Origin of the sequence: Streptomyces sp. Ag109_G2-15, assembly GCF_900215565.1 — a bacterium.
Lineage (GTDB): Bacteria > Actinomycetota > Actinomycetes > Streptomycetales > Streptomycetaceae > Streptomyces > Streptomyces diastatochromogenes.
This window is the reverse complement of the sequence record NZ_OCNI01000002.1, coordinates 1,263,467-1,280,286: the sequence shown is the minus strand read 5'-3', so window position 1 is coordinate 1,280,286 and position 16,820 is coordinate 1,263,467. Positions and strand designations below refer to the sequence as shown.

14 protein-coding genes are annotated in these 16,820 nt (G+C 69.0%); 13 read left to right on the top strand and 1 reads right to left on the bottom strand.

Annotated elements, in window-relative coordinates; genetic code table 11:
- Positions 1 to 193: 193 nt before the first annotated feature.
- The 9 genes from CRP49_RS47370 to CRP49_RS42105 all read left to right on the top strand — a co-directional run bounded on the left by CRP49_RS47370 (position 194) and on the right by CRP49_RS42105 (position 10,421).
- A complete protein-coding gene (locus CRP49_RS47370) occupies positions 194 to 574 on the top strand; it encodes an ATP-binding protein (RefSeq protein WP_179852020.1) in 381 nt (126 codons plus the stop codon).
- A gap of 163 nt (positions 575 to 737) precedes the next feature.
- A complete protein-coding gene (locus CRP49_RS42140; protein ID WP_097258634.1) occupies positions 738 to 2,363 on the top strand; it encodes an AMP-binding protein in 1,626 nt (541 codons plus the stop codon).
- Positions 2,364 to 2,455: 92 nt separating this feature from the next.
- Positions 2,456 to 2,950 (top strand): thioesterase family protein, encoded by a 495-nt coding sequence (locus CRP49_RS42135; RefSeq protein ID WP_097258633.1) that lies wholly within the window; start codon positions 2,456 to 2,458, stop codon positions 2,948 to 2,950.
- Positions 2,951 to 3,048: 98 nt separating this feature from the next.
- The gene (locus tag CRP49_RS42130) at positions 3,049 to 5,421 is read left to right on the top strand and encodes a bifunctional salicylyl-CoA 5-hydroxylase/oxidoreductase (RefSeq protein ID WP_097258632.1); all 2,373 of its coding nucleotides are present in this window, start codon (positions 3,049 to 3,051) and stop codon (positions 5,419 to 5,421) included.
- 12 nt (positions 5,422 to 5,433) lie between these two features.
- Positions 5,434 to 6,471, top strand: a complete 1,038-nt coding sequence (locus tag CRP49_RS42125; protein WP_218893023.1) for a carbon-nitrogen hydrolase family protein — start codon at positions 5,434 to 5,436, stop codon at positions 6,469 to 6,471.
- Positions 6,468 to 7,580, top strand: coding sequence for a cupin domain-containing protein (locus tag CRP49_RS42120; RefSeq protein ID WP_097258631.1), 1,113 nt, complete (start codon positions 6,468 to 6,470; stop codon positions 7,578 to 7,580). Before CRP49_RS42125 ends, CRP49_RS42120 begins: the two co-directional genes overlap by 4 nt.
- A gap of 183 nt (positions 7,581 to 7,763) precedes the next feature.
- Positions 7,764 to 8,669, top strand: coding sequence for a fumarylacetoacetate hydrolase family protein (locus tag CRP49_RS42115; protein ID WP_097258630.1), 906 nt, complete (start codon positions 7,764 to 7,766; stop codon positions 8,667 to 8,669).
- 34 nt (positions 8,670 to 8,703) lie between these two features.
- Complete coding sequence (locus CRP49_RS42110) at positions 8,704 to 9,498, top strand: Asp/Glu racemase (RefSeq protein ID WP_097258629.1); 795 nt, start codon at positions 8,704 to 8,706, stop codon at positions 9,496 to 9,498.
- 83 nt (positions 9,499 to 9,581) lie between these two features.
- Positions 9,582 to 10,421: a PaaX family transcriptional regulator C-terminal domain-containing protein gene (locus CRP49_RS42105; RefSeq protein ID WP_097258628.1), complete on the top strand. Its 840-nt coding sequence runs from the start codon at positions 9,582 to 9,584 to the stop codon at positions 10,419 to 10,421.
- A gap of 47 nt (positions 10,422 to 10,468) precedes the next feature.
- On the opposite strand, the gene CRP49_RS42100 is transcribed toward CRP49_RS42105, so the two are convergent.
- On the bottom strand, positions 10,469 to 11,164 hold the full coding sequence (locus CRP49_RS42100) for an alpha/beta fold hydrolase (RefSeq protein WP_097258627.1): 696 nt from the start codon (positions 11,162 to 11,164) through the stop codon (positions 10,469 to 10,471).
- 210 nt (positions 11,165 to 11,374) lie between these two features.
- Here CRP49_RS42100 and CRP49_RS42095 point away from each other — a divergent pair, with 210 nt between their 5' ends.
- Genes CRP49_RS42095 through CRP49_RS42080 form a run of 4 tightly spaced genes read left to right on the top strand, consistent with a single transcriptional unit; the run spans position 11,375 to position 16,813 of the window.
- On the top strand, positions 11,375 to 12,322 hold the full coding sequence (locus CRP49_RS42095) for an ABC transporter permease (protein WP_097258626.1): 948 nt from the start codon (positions 11,375 to 11,377) through the stop codon (positions 12,320 to 12,322).
- On the top strand, positions 12,319 to 14,250 hold the full coding sequence (locus tag CRP49_RS42090; RefSeq protein ID WP_097258625.1) for a dipeptide/oligopeptide/nickel ABC transporter permease/ATP-binding protein: 1,932 nt from the start codon (positions 12,319 to 12,321) through the stop codon (positions 14,248 to 14,250). Before CRP49_RS42095 ends, CRP49_RS42090 begins: the two co-directional genes overlap by 4 nt.
- A complete protein-coding gene (locus CRP49_RS42085; RefSeq protein WP_097258624.1) occupies positions 14,250 to 15,269 on the top strand; it encodes an ABC transporter ATP-binding protein in 1,020 nt (339 codons plus the stop codon). Before CRP49_RS42090 ends, CRP49_RS42085 begins: the two co-directional genes overlap by 1 nt.
- On the top strand, positions 15,266 to 16,813 hold the full coding sequence (locus CRP49_RS42080; RefSeq protein ID WP_179852019.1) for an ABC transporter substrate-binding protein: 1,548 nt from the start codon (positions 15,266 to 15,268) through the stop codon (positions 16,811 to 16,813). Before CRP49_RS42085 ends, CRP49_RS42080 begins: the two co-directional genes overlap by 4 nt.
- Positions 16,814 to 16,820 lie beyond the last annotated feature (7 nt).

Genomic DNA, 16,820 nt, shown 5'->3' with positions numbered 1-16,820 from the left:
CTTAGCGTTTGTTACACGTGTAACGGATACGCCGCGATGCAGGTTACACGAGAAATCGCGTGTGTGTCGCACCTTCTTGCCGGGAGTCCGCATGCCCGACCCCACCTTGTTCGCGCCTGGTCTGCCTTCCCTTTCCTCGTGCTCGGCGCCCACCCCTCCCGCTCCGCCTTCGGAGCGACGTCTCGTCCACTGGGTGACCGAGGCCGCCGCGTCGGCGGTCCCTGGCGGGCGAACGTCTCTGCGTCGCGTTCTCGAGCGCTGGCGTATCGCGCCGGAACTGGGTGAGGCGCTGCTGCTCGCGGGGACGGAGCTCCTGTCCAATGCGATCCGGCATGCGGGCGACGCGGCGGGCTCGCCGCGCGTCACGGTCACCCTCGCGGATGGTTGGTTGCAGCTCGACGTTGCTGATGGCGACCCCTGCATGCCGTGCTTCGGCCTCGATGTCGACGGCGAGGCGGAGAGTGGCCGTGGCCTCGTGATCGTGAGCTTCCTGGTTCGTGAGGTCGGCGGCGAGCTGACGGCGTTCCGTGCCGGGTCCGGCAAGGTCGTCCGCGTTCGTGTCCCTGCCGTCTGACTCTCCACCTGCTCGGGGCCTCGCAGGCCGCGATCAAGGCGCGCCTGCCTGTCGTCCGGCGGGGCATCGCGAAAAACTTTGTCGTGAAATCTTGACGCTCGTAAAAATAACGAAATACTTGCCGCACTCCCTTCGCTGCCCCCGAGACCGAGGTGTGCGCCCCATGGAGCTCTCCCCGTCCGCCCACGTGGACACGTTCTGCCGCGACCGACTTCCTCCCCTGCACCTCTGGCCCCAAGTGCACTTCGACCTGCCGGAGTTGCAGTACCCGGACCGACTCAACTGCGCCGTCCGACTGCTCGACGACGCCGTCGAACGCTGGGGCGCCGACCGGCCCTGTCTGCTGACCCCGACGGACCGCTGGACGTACGGCGACCTGCTGCGCCACGCCAACCAGATCGCCCAGGTCCTCACCGAGGACCTCGGGCTGGTTCCCGGCAACCGCGTCCTGCTGCGCGGCCCCAACAACCCCTGGCTGGTCGCCTCCTGGTTCGGGGTGCTCAAGGCCGGCGGTGTCGTGGTCACCACGATGCCCCTGCTGCGGGCCGCCGAACTCGCGCAACTCCACGACATCAGCCGTCCCGTGGTCGCCCTGTGCGACCACCGGTACCTCGACGAACTCCAGGCCGCCGACGCGCCTGGATCGACCGTCCTTTCCTACGGCGGCCCGGGCGACGACGACCTGATCCGCCGCTGCGCGGCCAAGGACGGCGTGTTCTCCAGCGTCGTCACCGCCGCCGACGACGTGGCCCTCATCGCCTTCACCTCGGGTACGACCGGGCGGCCGAAAGCGACGATGCACTTCCACCGGGATGTGCTCGCCAACGCCGACACGTTCTCCCGGCACATCGTCAAGCCCTACCCGGACGACGTGTTCACCGGAACGCCACCGCTGGCCTTCACCTTCGGGCTCGGCGGCCTGGTCGTCTTTCCTCTGCATGCAGGGGCGGCAACGCTCCTCATCGAGCAGGCGTCGCCGGAGCAGCTGGCCGACCTCGTCGCCGAGCACGGCGCCACGGTCCTGCTCACCGCCCCCACCGCGTACAAGGCGATCATGGCTGCCGGAGCCGTGGACCGCCTGGCCGGCCTACGACGGTGCGTGTCCGCCGGAGAAGCGCTGCCCGCCCAGCTGTGGGAGGACTTCCATGCCGCGACCGGCCTGCGCATCATCGACGGCATCGGCGCCACCGAGATGCTGCACGTGTTCATCTCCGCCGCCGACGACGACATCCGACCGGGATCCACCGGCAGGCCCGTTCCCGGCTACCGTGCGATGGTCGTCGACGACAGCGGGGCGCCCGTCCCCGACGGGGAGCCGGGCCTGCTCGCCGTCGCCGGCCCGACAGGGTGCCGCTACCTCGACGATCCACGCCAGACGATGTACGTCAGGAACGGCTGGAACGTCACCGGTGACACGTACATACGCGATGCGGACGGCTACTTCTGGTACGTGGCCCGCAGCGACGACATGATCGTCTCCTCCGGATACAACATCGCCGGACCCGAAGTGGAAAAGGCGCTCCTCGTCCATCCCCATGTGGCGGACTGCGGCGTCGTCGGTGCGCCGGACGACCGGCGCGGCATGGTCGTCAAGGCGTACGTGATCCTGCACGAGGGTGTCGCCCCTGACGACGTAACCGTCAAAGAACTGCAGAACCACGTCAAGCAGACCATCGCGCCCTACAAGTACCCGCGGGCCATCGAGTTCGTCACCGTCCTGCCGCGCACCGGCAACGGCAAGCTCCAGCGCGGCGAGCTGCGCCGGCGCGCCGCGGGAACGGCCGGCTGACACCCCTTCCCCTGTGGCGCGAGCGCCGCTCACCTCGTCCTGCCGCCGGACATTCCCGCAGCCGACCGGATCGGCTGCCGAAAGGCACCTTCATGGAAACCCCCAGCACCCAGCAGTCAACCCCACCGATCGGCGTCGGCGCCGATGATGCCGACCATGCCTCGCAGGTGAACCTGCCCAGCATCGTCATCGAGCGCCGTGTCGAGTGGCCCGACACCGATGCCGCCGGCCACTACCACCACTCGACCGTCGTGCGGTGGGTGGAGGCGGCGGAGGCCGCCCTGCTGCGCCGCCTGGACCTGGCGCACCTCTTCGGCAGCACCCCGCGCGTCCACTTCGAGGCCGACTATCGCGCCCGGCTGTGGTTCGGAGACCTCGTGCGCATCGAGCTGCGCGTCACCAAGGTCGGGACCAGCTCCCTGCACTACGCCTTCACCGTGCGCGGCAAGGGCGAAGAACAGGCGGCCACCGGCCGGATGACGATCGCTCACTCCGCCGCGCGAGCCTCCGGGGCCACTCCCTGGCCGGACGAGGTGCGTCACCTCCTGGTCAAAGCGGGGGCGCAGGCCCCCGAAACCCTGAGCTGAGCTGGGCGGACCATGCGAGCCAGTAACCTTTATCGAGTTTTCTTGACGAGCGTAGGAATTGCGGCATACGCTGTTCCTCGGAACACAAGGAGGACGCCGTGCGCGTAGCAGTGATCGGCGGAGGGCCCGGTGGGCTGTATTTCTCGGCCCTGGCCAAGCAGCTCTCCCCGCATGGGGAGATCACCGTCTGGGAGCGCAACGCTGCTGACGACACCTTCGGATTCGGCGTGGTGTTCTCCGACGAGACCCTCGACGGCATCGCGCAGGCCGACCCGGAGATCTACCGGGCCATGTCGGCCGAGTTCGCCCGCTGGAGCGACATCGACGTGCGCTACAAGGGCCAGGTCCTCACGTCGGGGGGCCACGGATTCGCCGCTCTCGGCCGCAAGCGTCTGCTGCAGATCCTTCAGGAGCGGTGTGCGGCGCTGGGGGTGGACGTGCGCTACCGCACACAGGCCCCGCCGGCGGCCGAACTCGCCGCTTCCTACGATCTCGTGGTGGCGAGCGACGGCGTCAGGTCGCAGACCCGGAGCGCGTTCGCCGACAGGTTCGGACCGGACCTGGACGAACGGCACTGCCGTTACATGTGGCTCGCGACCGACAAGGTCTTCGAAGCCTTCACCTTCATCGTCGCCGAACGGGACTTCGGGACCATGCAGATCCACGCGTACCCGTTCGACGACACCCGCAGCACCTTCATCGTCGAGATCGACGAGGACTCCTGGCGCCGCGCGGGATTCGACACGTTCGCCGCCCGCGACTTCACGCCCGGGGTCAACGACGAGGACAGCATCCGGCGGTGCGAGGAGATCCTCGCCGACCACCTCGACGGCCACCGGCTGATACCCAACGGCTCCAAGTGGATCCGCTTCACCACCGTACGCAACAAGACGTGGCGCCACGAGAACGTCGTCCTGCTCGGCGACGCCGCCCACACGGCCCACTTCTCCATCGGCTCCGGCACCAAACTCGCCATGGAGGACGCCCTCGCCCTGGCGGCCTGCCTCCACGAACACCCGGACGTGCCCAGCGCCCTGGCAGCGTACGAGGCCGAACGCAGGCCGGTCGTCGAGTCCACGCAGCGGGCCGCGCAGGCGAGTCTGGAATGGTTCGAGAACGTCGGTCGCTACACCGGGCAGGAACCGCCTCAGTTCGCGTTCAACCTGCTCACCCGCAGCCGGCGCGTCACTTACGACAATCTGCGCGTGCGCGATCGTGCGTTCACCGACGCGGTGGACACCCGTCACGCGGAGCGCACGGCGATCGACGTGCGGGCCGACTCGACGCCTCCGATGTTCCGGCCCTTCCAACTGGGTGGCATGCGCCTGCGCAACCGCGTTGTCGTACCTCCGACCGCCCTGTACGCCGCACAGGGTGGTGTGCCGGGGGACTTCGACCTCGTCCATCTGAGCACGCAGGCGCTGGGCGGCTCGGCTCTGGTCATCGCCGGTATGACGGCCGTGAGCGCCGACGGACGCGCCACACCCGGCTGCCCGGGCCTGTACACCGACGAGCAGGAAGCGGCCTGGCGCCGGATCACCGATTTCGTCCGCCGGCAGTCGGACACCTGCCTCGGCATCCAGCTCACCCATGCCGGACGGCGCGCCGCCACCAGCACGCCACGGGCCGACGGCCGGTGTGTCCCCCTCGGCGACAACGGCTGGCCACTCGTCGCGGCGTCAGCCCTCCCCTGGGACACGGGGAGCGCGACACCCCGCGAGGCAACTCGTGCGGACATGGACGCCATCACACAGGACTTCGTCACCGCGGCCCGCCGTGCCGACCGAGCGGGCTTCGACGTACTGGAACTCCATTACGCCCACGGCCACTTGATGTCGAGCTTCCTGTCACCACTGACCAATCGGCGGACCGACGCCTACGGAGGCAGCCTCGCGAACCGGATGCGCTTCCCCCTGGAAGTGCTGCGCGCGGTCCGCGCCGTATATCCCTTCGGCAAGGCCCTGATCGTGCGGATCTCGGCCACCGACTGGGCCGACGGCGGCATCGGTGAAGCCGAAGTGGTCGAGCTCTGCCGTGCCCTGGCGGACGCCGGGGCGGACGCCATGGACGTATCCACCGGAGAAGTCGTCTCCCACGAGCAACCCCGCTACGGCCGCAGCTACCAGACGCCCTACGCCGACCTGATCCGCAACACTGTCGGCGTACCCGTCATCGCCGTAGGCGCCATCTCCACCTACGACGACGTCAACTCCCTGATTCTCGCGGGCCGGGCGGACCTGTGTGGCGTCGGCCGCGCCCAACTCCACGATCCGCTGTGGACGCTCCATGCCGCGGCAGCGCAGCAGTACACCGGACCGGCCGCGCCCTGGCCGGCGTCCTGGAAGGCGGGCAGCGGCAGGCCGCCGGGCGCCCGCACCGACCGCGTACCGCCCCGCCTCCAGCTGCTCCGGGACGATCCCGCCCCCGTGCACCAGCGGTGGCTTCCGCAGCCCGCGGCGACAGCCGTCTGACAGGAGGAACGCATGAGGGAACAGATGGAGAGACTGCCCCGCTTCAAGGCGGCAGCCGTGCAGTCCTCGCCCGTCTTCCTGGATCCGGCGGCCACGGTCGACAAGGCCGTCGCCCTCCTGACGGAGGCCGCCTCCCACGGCGCCGAACTGGTTGTTTTCCCTGAGGTGTTCGTCCCCGGATACCCCTACTGGAACTGGACCATGAATCCCGTGCAGGGCTCGCCATGGTTCGAGCGTCTGTGGCGGGCGTCCGTCGACATCCCCGGCCCGCACGTGGACGCGCTGCGCGCGGCAGCCCGCCAGCACGGCGTCGTGGTGGTGATCGGTGTGAACGAACGAAGCCCCCGGAGCCTTGGCGTTCTTTACAACACCCTCCTCATCATCGGGTCGGACGGCGAACTCCTCGGTGTGCACCGCAAGCTCGTGCCCACATGGGCGGAGAAGCTGACCTGGACCGGTGGGGATGGAAGCTCCGTCAAGGTCCATTCCACGCCCGTCGGCCCGCTCGGCGCCCTCGCCTGCGGTGAGAACACCAACACCCTCGCCCGCTTCACCCTGCTCGCCCAGGGGGAGCTGGTCCACGCCGCAAGCTACATCGCGCTGCCGGTCGCACCGGAGGACTACGACATGGCGGACGCCATCGCCGTCCGCACGGCCGCCCACAGCTTCGAGGGCAAGCTCTTCTCCGTCGTCGCCTGCTCCACCATCTCCCCGGAGATCGTGGACACCGTCGCCGGCGACGACGAGGACGTGCGCCGCATGCTCGCCCGCCCGCGCAGCGCACTCTCCGGGATCTTCGGACCCGACGGCCGCCCCGTCACCGAGCCGCTCGTCGACGACGAGGGCATCGTCTACGCCGACATCGACCTGGCCAAGTGCATCCAGCCGAAGCAGATGCACGACATCGTCGGCCACTACAACCGCTTCGACGTCTTCCGCCTGCACGTCGACAACACCCCACGCACCCCGGTCACCTTCACGACCGACCCAGCCCCACCGCTTCCGTCCGACGAAACCGGCACTGCCGGCGCCACGAAGGAGGAGTCATGACCGCCGAGTACGACGACGACAGGCTGGGCCGGGCCCGCGTGTCCGACACTCCCGAACTCACCGCCTACTACGGCGAACTCGCCGAACTGGAGGCCGGCGCCCTCTGGACGGTCGCCAACGACATCGAGCCCTGGTACCCGCAGCCGAAGTCCGTACCGGTCCTGTGGCGCTACGACGCCCTGCGCCCCCTGGTGTGCAAGGCGCTCGACCTGGTCAAGGCCGACGACGCCGGACGCCGCGTCGTCATGCTCGTCAACCCCGGCCGCAAGGACGTCAGCGCCGCCGTCGGCCTCCTCTACACCGGCCTGCAGATCATGGGACCGGGGGAGTCCATGACCGCGCACCGACACCAGGCCGCCGCCCTGCGCTTCGTTCACGAGGGCACCGGCGCCTGGACGATCGTCGACGGCCAGAAGCTGAAGGTCGGTCCCCGCGACTTCGCCATCACCCCCAACGGCACCTGGCACGAGCACGGCAACGACGCCGATGACGACCCCGTCATCTGGCAGGACGGGCTGGACATCCCCCTCGTCAACGCCATGGACGCAGGCTTCTACGAGGTCCACCCCGAGCTGTACCAGCAGCCCGGGAAGGTGATCAACTCCTCGGTGCTCACCTACGGCGCGAACCTTCTGCCCTACGGGGCGGAGAAGTGGACCCGCCCCTACTCGCCCCTGCTCGCCTACCCGTGGGAGCCCACCTACCAGTCGTTGCGCAACCTGGCCCAGGCCACGGAGGGCTCCCCGTACGACGGCATCATCGCCGAGTACACCAACCCGGTCACCGGCGGCTCCGTCATGCCCACCATGGGCGCCCACATGCAGCTCCTGCGCCCTGGCCAGTCGACGAAGGCGCACCGTCACACCGGGTCGGTCATCTACACCGCGGCCAAGGGCCGGGGGTACTCGGTCATCGCCGGACAGCGCTACGACTGGCAGCAGGGCGACATCTTCTGCGTCCCGTCCTGGGCCTGGCACGAGCACACGAACCTCGACCAGGGCGAAGACGCCTGCCTCTTCTCGTTCAACGACTTCCCCGTGATGCGCTCCCTCGGCTTCCACCGCGAAGAGGCGTACACCGACAACGGCGGGCACCAGCCCACCGAGTGAACAGCCGCCGCACCGGGACTGCCCGGCCCTGACTCCGGTCACCGGCGCGGCGGCGACCTACCGGCGGCGATCACGACCTGCCCCGCATCGCCCCGGCGCCGGGGCGGCGGTGCGTCGATGTGAGACGCACCGCCGCCCCGCTTCCCTCGGCGTCCCTTTCTCCATCACCACCAAGGAGCTGTCATGCGACTCGTGACGTACACGGTCAACGAAGACCCCGCCCGTCTCGGCGCTCAGATCGACGACCGCGTCATCGATCTGAGCGCCCTCGCCGCCCACCACGGCACGGCACTCCCGCAGGACCTGCTGACGTTCATCCGCGCCGACGCCGACGTCCACGACACCGCACGCCGCCTCCACGCCGGGGACCCGTCCGGCTGGCCGGCCGAAGCGGTCCACCGCCTCGACCAGGTCGTCCTGCATGCCCCGCTGCGTCCCGGCAAGATCATCGGCGTCGGGCTGAACTACGTGGAGCACGTCGAGGAGTCCAGCCGTAGCCTGGACACCGACAAAGAGCTGCCTCCCCGCCCCGTCCTCTTCGGCAAGCCCGCCACCGCGGTCACCGGGCCCGGGCAGCCGATCCTGCACAACGCAGACCTCACCCAGCAGCTCGACTGGGAGTGCGAACTGGCCGTCGTCATCGGCCGCACGGCCTTCCGTGTCAGCGAGGAGGACGCCTACGACCACATCTTCGGCTACAGCATCCTCAACGACATCAGCGCGCGCGACCAGCGCCGCTCCGGCCAGTGGTTCTTCTCCAAGGGGCAGGACTCCTACGCGCCCTTCGGCCCCGCCGTCGTCACCGCCGACGACATCGCCGATCCGATGAACCTGGACCTCGCACTGCGCGTCAACGGTGTCACCAAGCAGAAGTCGAACACCCGCCACATGCTCTTCCCCATCGCCCGCCTCATCGCCGACATCTCCTGCGGCATGACCCTCGAGCCGGGCGACGTCATCGCCACCGGCTCCCCCTCCGGAGTGGGCGCCGGCATGGTGCCCCCGGAGTTCCTCGTCCCGGGCGACACCGTGGAAGCCACCGTCGAGCGCATCGGCACCCTCACCAACCCCGTCGTCGACGCCCGCTGACCTTCCCCACCGCCCTCAGCTCCACGGAGAGACCATGGCCCACCGCACCTACCGCATCGGCCAGATCGTGCCCAGCTCCAACGTCACGATGGAAACCGAGATCCCCGCCATCCTGCGCGCCCGCGAAAGCGTGGCACCGGAACGCTTCACCTTCCACTCCAGCCGCATGCGGATGACCCACGTCACGCCCGAGCAGCTCAAGTCCATGGACGCCGACTCCGACCGCTGCGCCGTCGAACTGTCCGACGCCCGCGTCGACGTCCTCGGCTACGCGTGCCTGGTCGCCATCATGAGCATGGGACTCGGCTACCACCGCACGTCCGAGGAACGCCTGCACACCCGCACGGCCGAGAACGGCGCCCCCGCCCCGGTCGTCACCAGCGCCGGTGCCCTCGTACACGGCCTGCACACCCTCGGCGCCAAGAAGATCGCACTCGTCGCCCCGTACATGCGGCCGCTGACCCGGACGGTGGTGGAGTACCTGACCCACGAGGGCATCGAGGTCCTCGACTACGCAGCGCTGGAGATCCCCGACAACCTGGACGTCGCCGCGCACGATCCCGCGAAGCTGCCCGGCATCGCCCGCGCCCTGCAGTACGCCGACGCGGACGCCGTCGTCCTGTCGGCCTGCGTCCAGATGCCGTCCCTCGGTGCCGTCGAGGAGGCGGAACAGCTTCTCGGCAAGCCGGTCGTCTCCGCGGCGGTATGCACCGCGCACCAGATGCTGCGCACCCTCGGCCTGCCCGCCGTCGCGCCCGGAGCAGGCCACCTCCTGTCCGGCGCGTATGCCGAGGCGCCGACGCCCCAGCGGGAGGCGACCACCGGATGACCGGTCGACCGGAGCCTTCGTCCGGCAGCGCGGCCGCAGGGGGCGCTCGGTAGGATCGCCACCGCACAGGACGGAAGGCGATCATGTCGGACAGCAGCATCAGGCCCAGCTCGTTGATCAACACGGTCTACGGCGCCTCGCTGCGCCGCCTCGGGGGATGGATCTCCATCGCCGACCTGATCGTCCTCATGGCCGAACTGGACGTGGACGGACCGGCAGTGCGTTCGGCGATCTCCCGCCTGAAGAAGCGCGGCATCCTGGAACCCGAGCGGCGCGGCGCCAACGGCTACCGTCTGAGCCCCGCCGTCCACCCCGTTTTCGACGAGGGTGACCGCCGCATCTTCGGCAGCCTGGAACCGGCGGACCTGGCCGACGGCTGGGTGATGGCCGTCTTCTCCGTGCCGGAGTCCGAACGGTCTCACCGGTACCAACTCCGTACCCGGCTGACGTGGCTCGGCTTCGGCAACATCACCTCCGGCGTATGGCTCGCGCCAGGACGCCTCCTCGACGACGCCCGCGCCACGCTCGACCGGCTCGGTCTCAGCGAGTACGTGCACCTCTTCGCGTCGCAGTACGTGGCGTTCAGCGATCTGCGCACCTCGGTCAGCTCCTGGTGGGACTTCCCGGCGATCCAGGCACAGTACGCCGCGTTCACCGACACCTACGGCCCCGTCGCGGCACGGCTGACGACACAGTCCGACATCGACGCCGGCGAAGCGTTCCGCCACTACGTCCCCATGCTCACGCAATGGCGACGTCTGCCGTACCTCGACCCCGGTCTGCCGAAAGAACTCCTGCCCGGGGACTGGAACGCGGTCGCGGCACGTCAGGTCTTCCAGCAACTGCACGCCGTACTGGCCGAGCCGAGCCTGCGGCATGTACGGACAGTGACAGGGCTCCAGGCGGAGTCCGTGACGGAATGAAACCTCACATCACGCAGCACCCCCAGTTGGTAAACCGTGTAACCAAGTCACACCCAGCCCTTCAGGGACGCCATGAACCCTTCCAGGTCGTCGCGGTGGATGCAGTGGCCCGTGCCAGGTACGGCCGTGACCTCGAAACCGCGCTGCTGCAGTAGTCCGGCTGTGCCCGGGGTGACGGTGAGGCTCGGGTCCGCCAGTTGGACCAAGGACGGCACCACCGGTTCGGCGGGGAGGTAGTCCCCGCCGAACCGGTCTTCCACGGCGCAAAGGAAATTGAGGTCGAAGAGCGCGAAGCCGGCCAGTTCCGCCTCGATGTCCGCTTCGGACCAGCGGGGACGTGAACGCCGCACGCTCTCCTTGTCGGCGGTCTCGACCATCGCGCGCATGGCGCCGATCGCCCCGGGCGGGAGGCTTCCCGGCCGGAATCCCGGATCACTGTAGACGGCGCGCTCGGGGTTGAGCCGGGCGGCCGCCAAGGACAGTGCGAGGCCGCCGAGTGAGTGGCCGATTGCCACGTCCGCGCCCTTGGGCACGCTCTCCACGAGGTCGTCGGCCAGCAGGTCCGGCCGGTATTCTCCGCGCGGACTCAGGCCGTGGCCGCGCAGGTCGGGCGCGAACACCCGGTATCCGCAGTCCACGAGTTGCTTCTCCACCGCATGCCAGGTGCGGTGATCGGCCATTCCTCCGTGGACCAGCAGGGCGACTCGCGGGCCGGCTCCGCTCTCGTGGACGTGGAGTCTCATGGCGCCTCCTGTCCTAGGCATCGACACGTGTAACCAGCTTCCGCTATACATGCCGCGTCGAACAAGAGCAGAAGGGGGGCGGACTCGGCAGTTACTCAACGTTTATCCACAAGTCGTCGCCCAGCACCTCGCATCGAGGTCTGATCTTGGGCACTCCACCCCGACTCGATGCACTCACCGTCGAGTTGCACGACCTCCTACGAGGTGCGCATGGCAACTTTCCGACCAGTGGTCAGGCGGCTGTTGTCGTCGACCCCACTTCTGTTCCTCGTCTCCGCTCTGACGTTCGTGCTGGTGTCCCTGGTGCCTGGAGACCCGGCCCGGACGATCGTGGGGCAGCATGCCACGGTCGAACAGTACGAGACGGTCCGTCGTCAGCTGGGTCTGGACGAGCCGTTGCCGGTCCAGTACTGGCACTGGCTCGCGCGGGTCTTCCACGGCGACCTGGGAACCTCGCTCTTCAGCGGCGAACCGGTGACATCCGTGCTGAACAACCGGCTGCCCGTATCGCTCTGCCTGATCACCGCCGGAACCATGGTCTCCGGCATCCTCGGCGTGCTGCTGGGACTGCTCAGTGCTCGACATGGCGGTCTGCTGGTGAAGGCCGTGGACGTCCTGGCGCTCGTCGGCCTTGCCGTGCCGGCGTTCTGGTTCGCGCTCGTCCTGATCGCCGTCGGAGCCGTCCGGTTGCGCTGGTTCCCGGTCACCGGCTACGTGCCCCTCGCCGACGACCCCGTGGAATGGGGCCGTTCCCTCGTCCTGCCGGTCCTCTCCCTGTCGCTGAGCGCCGTCGCCATCATCGCCAAGCAGACGCGGGACTCGGTCCTGGACACGTTCGGGCGTGACTTCATCCGGGTCATGCAGGCCAACGGATTCTCCCGGCGATCGATCCTCTACCGGCACGTGCTGCGCAATGCCGCCCTGCCCCTGGTGACAGTGCTGGGTGTCGTGCTCGTCAGTCTGCTGGCCGCCGCCGTGTTCGTGGAGACGGTGTTCGCCATGCCCGGGCTCGGCAGTCTCACCCAACAGGCCACCGTCCAGCACGACATCCCCGTCATCCAGGGAGCTGTTCTGTACATCACGATCCTGGTCGTCCTCGTCAACCTGTTGGTCGACCTGGCCTACAGCCGGCTCGACCCGAGGGTGCGTGCCGCATGAAGCAGCCCACGACGTCGAGCGCCCCTCGCTCGCGGAACAGACGCCCCCTGATACGGCGGGTGTTGGTCCGCCCGGCCGGTGCGCTGTCCCTCGGCTGGCTCGTTCTGCTGACGGTCGCCACCCTCGCCGCGCCGCTCCTCACGACGCACGGTCCGCTGGACCAAGATCTCGGGCACGTACTGTCCGGGCCAACGGCGGACCACCTGCTCGGCACCGACAACCTGGGCCGGGACCTCCTCAGCCGGCTGCTCTTCGGCGGCCGGTCCACCCTTCTGGCCGTCGGCGAATCCCTGGCCGTCTTCCTGGCCATAGGTGTGACCCTCGGCCTGGCCTCCGGATTCCTGGGCGGCTGGGTGGACTGGCTGACCGTACGCACCGCCGACCTGCTGTTCGCCCTGCCCGGGATCGTCATCGTGCTGGTCGTGCTGTCCGTGTTCCCCGGCAACCTGCACGCCGCCATGATCACGTTCGGGGTGCTGGGCAGCCCAGGAATCATCCGTATCCTGCGCAGTCAAACCCTGGGCATCCGCGAGGAGTTGTACGTCGCGGCCGCCAAGGTCGCCGGTCTCACGAGGCAGCAGATCCTGCGCCGCCACATCCTGCCGCGCCTCATCAGCACGGTCATCGTCCAGGCCGCTCTGTTCGCCGCGATCGTCGTCACGATCCAGGCGGGTCTCGGCTTCCTGGGCCTTGGAGCACAGCCGCCCAACCCGTCATGGGGCGGACTGGTGGCCGACGCCTCCCAGGCGCTCGACCGTGCACCGTGGATGCTCGTTCCCTCAGGCATCCCCCTCGTCCTGACCGTGCTGGCGCTCGGATTGCTCGGTGACGCCGTCCGGGACGCGGCCACCGAGGGGTGGTCGGTCTCCAGGATGACCGCGCCCACGGCCGCACAACGAACCGTGCGCGACGACCATCGTCCGGCAGGCGCCGTCACCACGAACTCGACGCAGTCCGGCACGAGCGCCCTGCTGTCGGTCAGGAACCTCTCCATCGACATCGGCGGTGTCCCGGTCGTGCAGGAGGTGAGCTTCGACATCGCCCCGGGAGAGACCGTCGGCGTGGTCGGTGAATCGGGCTGCGGCAAGTCCGTGACCTCGCTCGGGATCCTCGGACTCGTGCCCGGCGGCGGCCGCGTCGCACAAGGCCAGGTGCTCTTCGACGGCACCGACCTGGTCGCTTCGGCCGCCGCCCTCACCCAGGTCCGCGGATCCGGGATCGCGTACGTCTCCCAGGAACCGATGGTCGCTCTCGATCCGATGTTCACCGTGGGTCGCCAGCTCGGCGAGGCCGTACGACGACACGAGCGCTGCGACCGCCGCGAGGCACGCGGCCGAGTCACCGAACTGCTCGACATGGTGAACATTCCCGACCCGGCAGCCGTCGCGCGGCGCCATCCCCACCAGCTTTCTGGAGGAATGGCCCAGCGCGTGGCGATCGCTCTGGCGCTCGCCGGCCGCCCCGAGCTCCTGATCGCGGACGAGCCGACCACCGCCCTGGACGTGACCGTCCAGGCCGAGATCCTCACACTCCTGCGCAGCCTGCAGGCCGATACGGGGATGGCGGTCCTCATCGTCACCCACGACTGGGGCGTGGTCGCGGACCTGTGCCACCGGGCCGTGGTGATGTACGCCGGGCAAGTGGTCGAGGCCGCGGACGTGGCGGAGATGTTCGCCCAGCCCCTGCACCCGTACACCGCGGGCCTGCTGGCCGCGAACCCGCACCGGGCGCGCGAGGGCGAACCCCTGCCGACCATCCCCGGGACGGTCCCCGCCCCCCGCGACTGGCCCTCCGGCTGCCGCTTCGCCGCCCGCTGCGAACTCGCCGATGACAGGTGCACGGAGCCGGTGACGCTGACCGTGCCGGCCCCCGACCGGCTCAGCCGGTGCGTCCGATCCCAGCAGCTTCTCGAGGAAGGCACCTCCTGATGACGCAGCCACCGCTCCTCGACATCAAGGACCTCACAGTCGAGTTCCGCCAGGGCCGCCGCACTCCGCCGCTACGTGCCGTGGACACCGTGTCCCTGAGCATCGCACCCGGTGAGACGGTCGGACTCGTGGGTGAGTCCGGCTCCGGCAAATCCACCATCGGCCGCGCGGTGCTGGGCTTGAACCGCGTCCACTCCGGTCAGGTCCACTTCGAAGGCCGCGACGTCACCCATGCCTCGTCCCGCCTCCGTCGCGGCCTCAGCGCCCGCCTGCAGGTCGTCTTCCAGGACCCGTACTCCTCTCTCAATCCGGCCCGCACGATCGGCCAGACCCTCGCCGAGCCCCTCCTCGCCCACGGCAAGCCTCGAAAGCAGGAGATTCGAGACCGCATCGCCGAAATGCTCCCGCGAGTCGGTATGCCCGCCGACACGGCCGACCGCTACCCCGGTCAGTTCTCCGGCGGACAACGCCAGCGCATCGCCATCGCCCGCGCGCTCATGCCCGAGCCGCGCCTCGTCATCTGCGACGAACCGGTCAGCGCGCTGGACCTGTCCATCCAGGCACAGGTGATGAACCTCCTGGCCGACCTGCAGCGCGACCTCGACCTCAGCTACCTCTTCATCGCCCACGACCTGCCCGTGGTGCGCCACCTCTCGCACCGCATCGTGGTCCTCTACCGCGGCCAGGTCATGGAGACCGGACCCGCCGCCACGCTGTACGACGACCCGGTCCACCCCTACACCCAGACACTGCTCGCCGCCGTACCCCAACCGGATCCAACAGCGCAGCGAGCCCGGACGGCGAAGCGGGGGACAGCGACAACAGTGGCCGCGCCCCCACCGGCCGGCTGCGTCTTCGCCCACCGCTGCCCCCACGCCGTCGACCTGTGCCGCCGTGAACGTCCGCCCCTGCTGCCGCTCCCGGACGGACGCGCCGCAGCATGCCATCGCACTGCGGAACTCCACCCCCACGCCAAGGCCCGGCAGTCCCAGCCGCACACCGTAAGGAAGCACTCATGAACAAAAGGTCTCTGACCACCGGGCTGGCGGCACTGACGGTGCTCGCCGTCGCCGCCACCGCCTGCCGCGGATCCAGCACGGGCGGAAGCAACGGGAAGGGGGACACCCTGACCGTCGTCTCCGCCGGTGCGCCCGCCAGTCTCGACCCTGCCAAGGCCAACGTCGGCTCCGACAACTGGTTCGTCAACCTTGCCTACGACACCGTCCTGAGGCAGGGGCCGAACGGAAGAACGGGACCCGGCCTGGCCACCAAGTGGGGCTACATCGGCACCGGCAACACCGACTTCGCCTTCACATTGCGCAGCGGACTGAAGTTTGCCGACGGAACACCCTTGGACGCCAGGGCCGTTGCGGCCTCGATCAACTACAGCCGCAAGAACGGCCTCAACGTGTCCTGGACCTCCGCCATCAAGTCGGTCACCGCCAGCGGCCCGCTCAGGGTACGGATCCACTGCTCCAGCCCGCACCCCAACCTGCCGCAGCTGATGACCCAGGTCCTGATGGTCGGCTCGGTCATCAGCCCCAAGGGTCTCGCGTCCCCGGCCGCCATGGGCACCCACTCCTTCGGCGCCGGCCCCTACGTCCTCGACGCGGCGCACACCGCGACCGGCGACCACTACACCTACACCCCCAACCCCCACTACTGGGACAAGAAGAAGATCCACTGGAAGAAGGTGGTCATCAAGGTCGTCGCCAACCCCAACTCCGCACTCCAGGCGGTCAAGACGGGGCAGGCCGATGCCATGGCGATCACCGCCAACCAGGTCGACACCGCTGAGTCCGCCGGACTGGAAGTCACCGGAGCACCCAACGTCTTCCTGGGTGTCAACCTCGCCGACCGGCGGGGCACCATCGCCAAGCCGCTCAAGGACGTCCACGTACGGCAAGCCCTCAACTACGCCGTGGACCGAGCCGCCATCACCAAGGCCGTTGTTCAGAAGTACGGCCATCCGACCAGCCAGATATCCCTCCCCGGGCTCGACGGATTCGCGGCCGACTACGACAACCGCTACCCCTACGACCCGGCCAAGGCCAGGAAGCTGCTTGCCGAAGCGGGATACCCCCACGGTTTCAGACTGAAGATGGAGACGCAGGGCTTCTTCGGCATCGACCTGGTCACCCAGGCAGTCGTTCAGCAGTGGAAGCAGATCGGCGTCACCGCCGACGTCACCACCGACACCAGCGTGGGCCAATGGCTGGCCGCCGCCACCTCCAAGAAGTACCCGGCGCTCGGCTTCGGCTACGGCGGCGCCACAAGCTACGCCTTGTCCCTCGACTGGATGCTGCCGCACGCAACCGCGTTCAACCCCTTCGCCACCTCAGACCCCAAGCTCACGCGCATGCTGTCAGCTGCGGCCGCGGCGCCCGCCGACAAGCGCCCCGCCCTCTATCAGGACGTCATGCGGTTCGTCGTGGACCAGGCTTGGTTCGTGTCCGTCCTTCGCATGGACGGTCTCTACGCCTACAACTCCAAGAAGCTGACCGGTTTCATGGCCGGCCCGAGCTACCTACCCGACCTCGCCTGGAACGTCGCTCCCCGGTAGAGAGCCG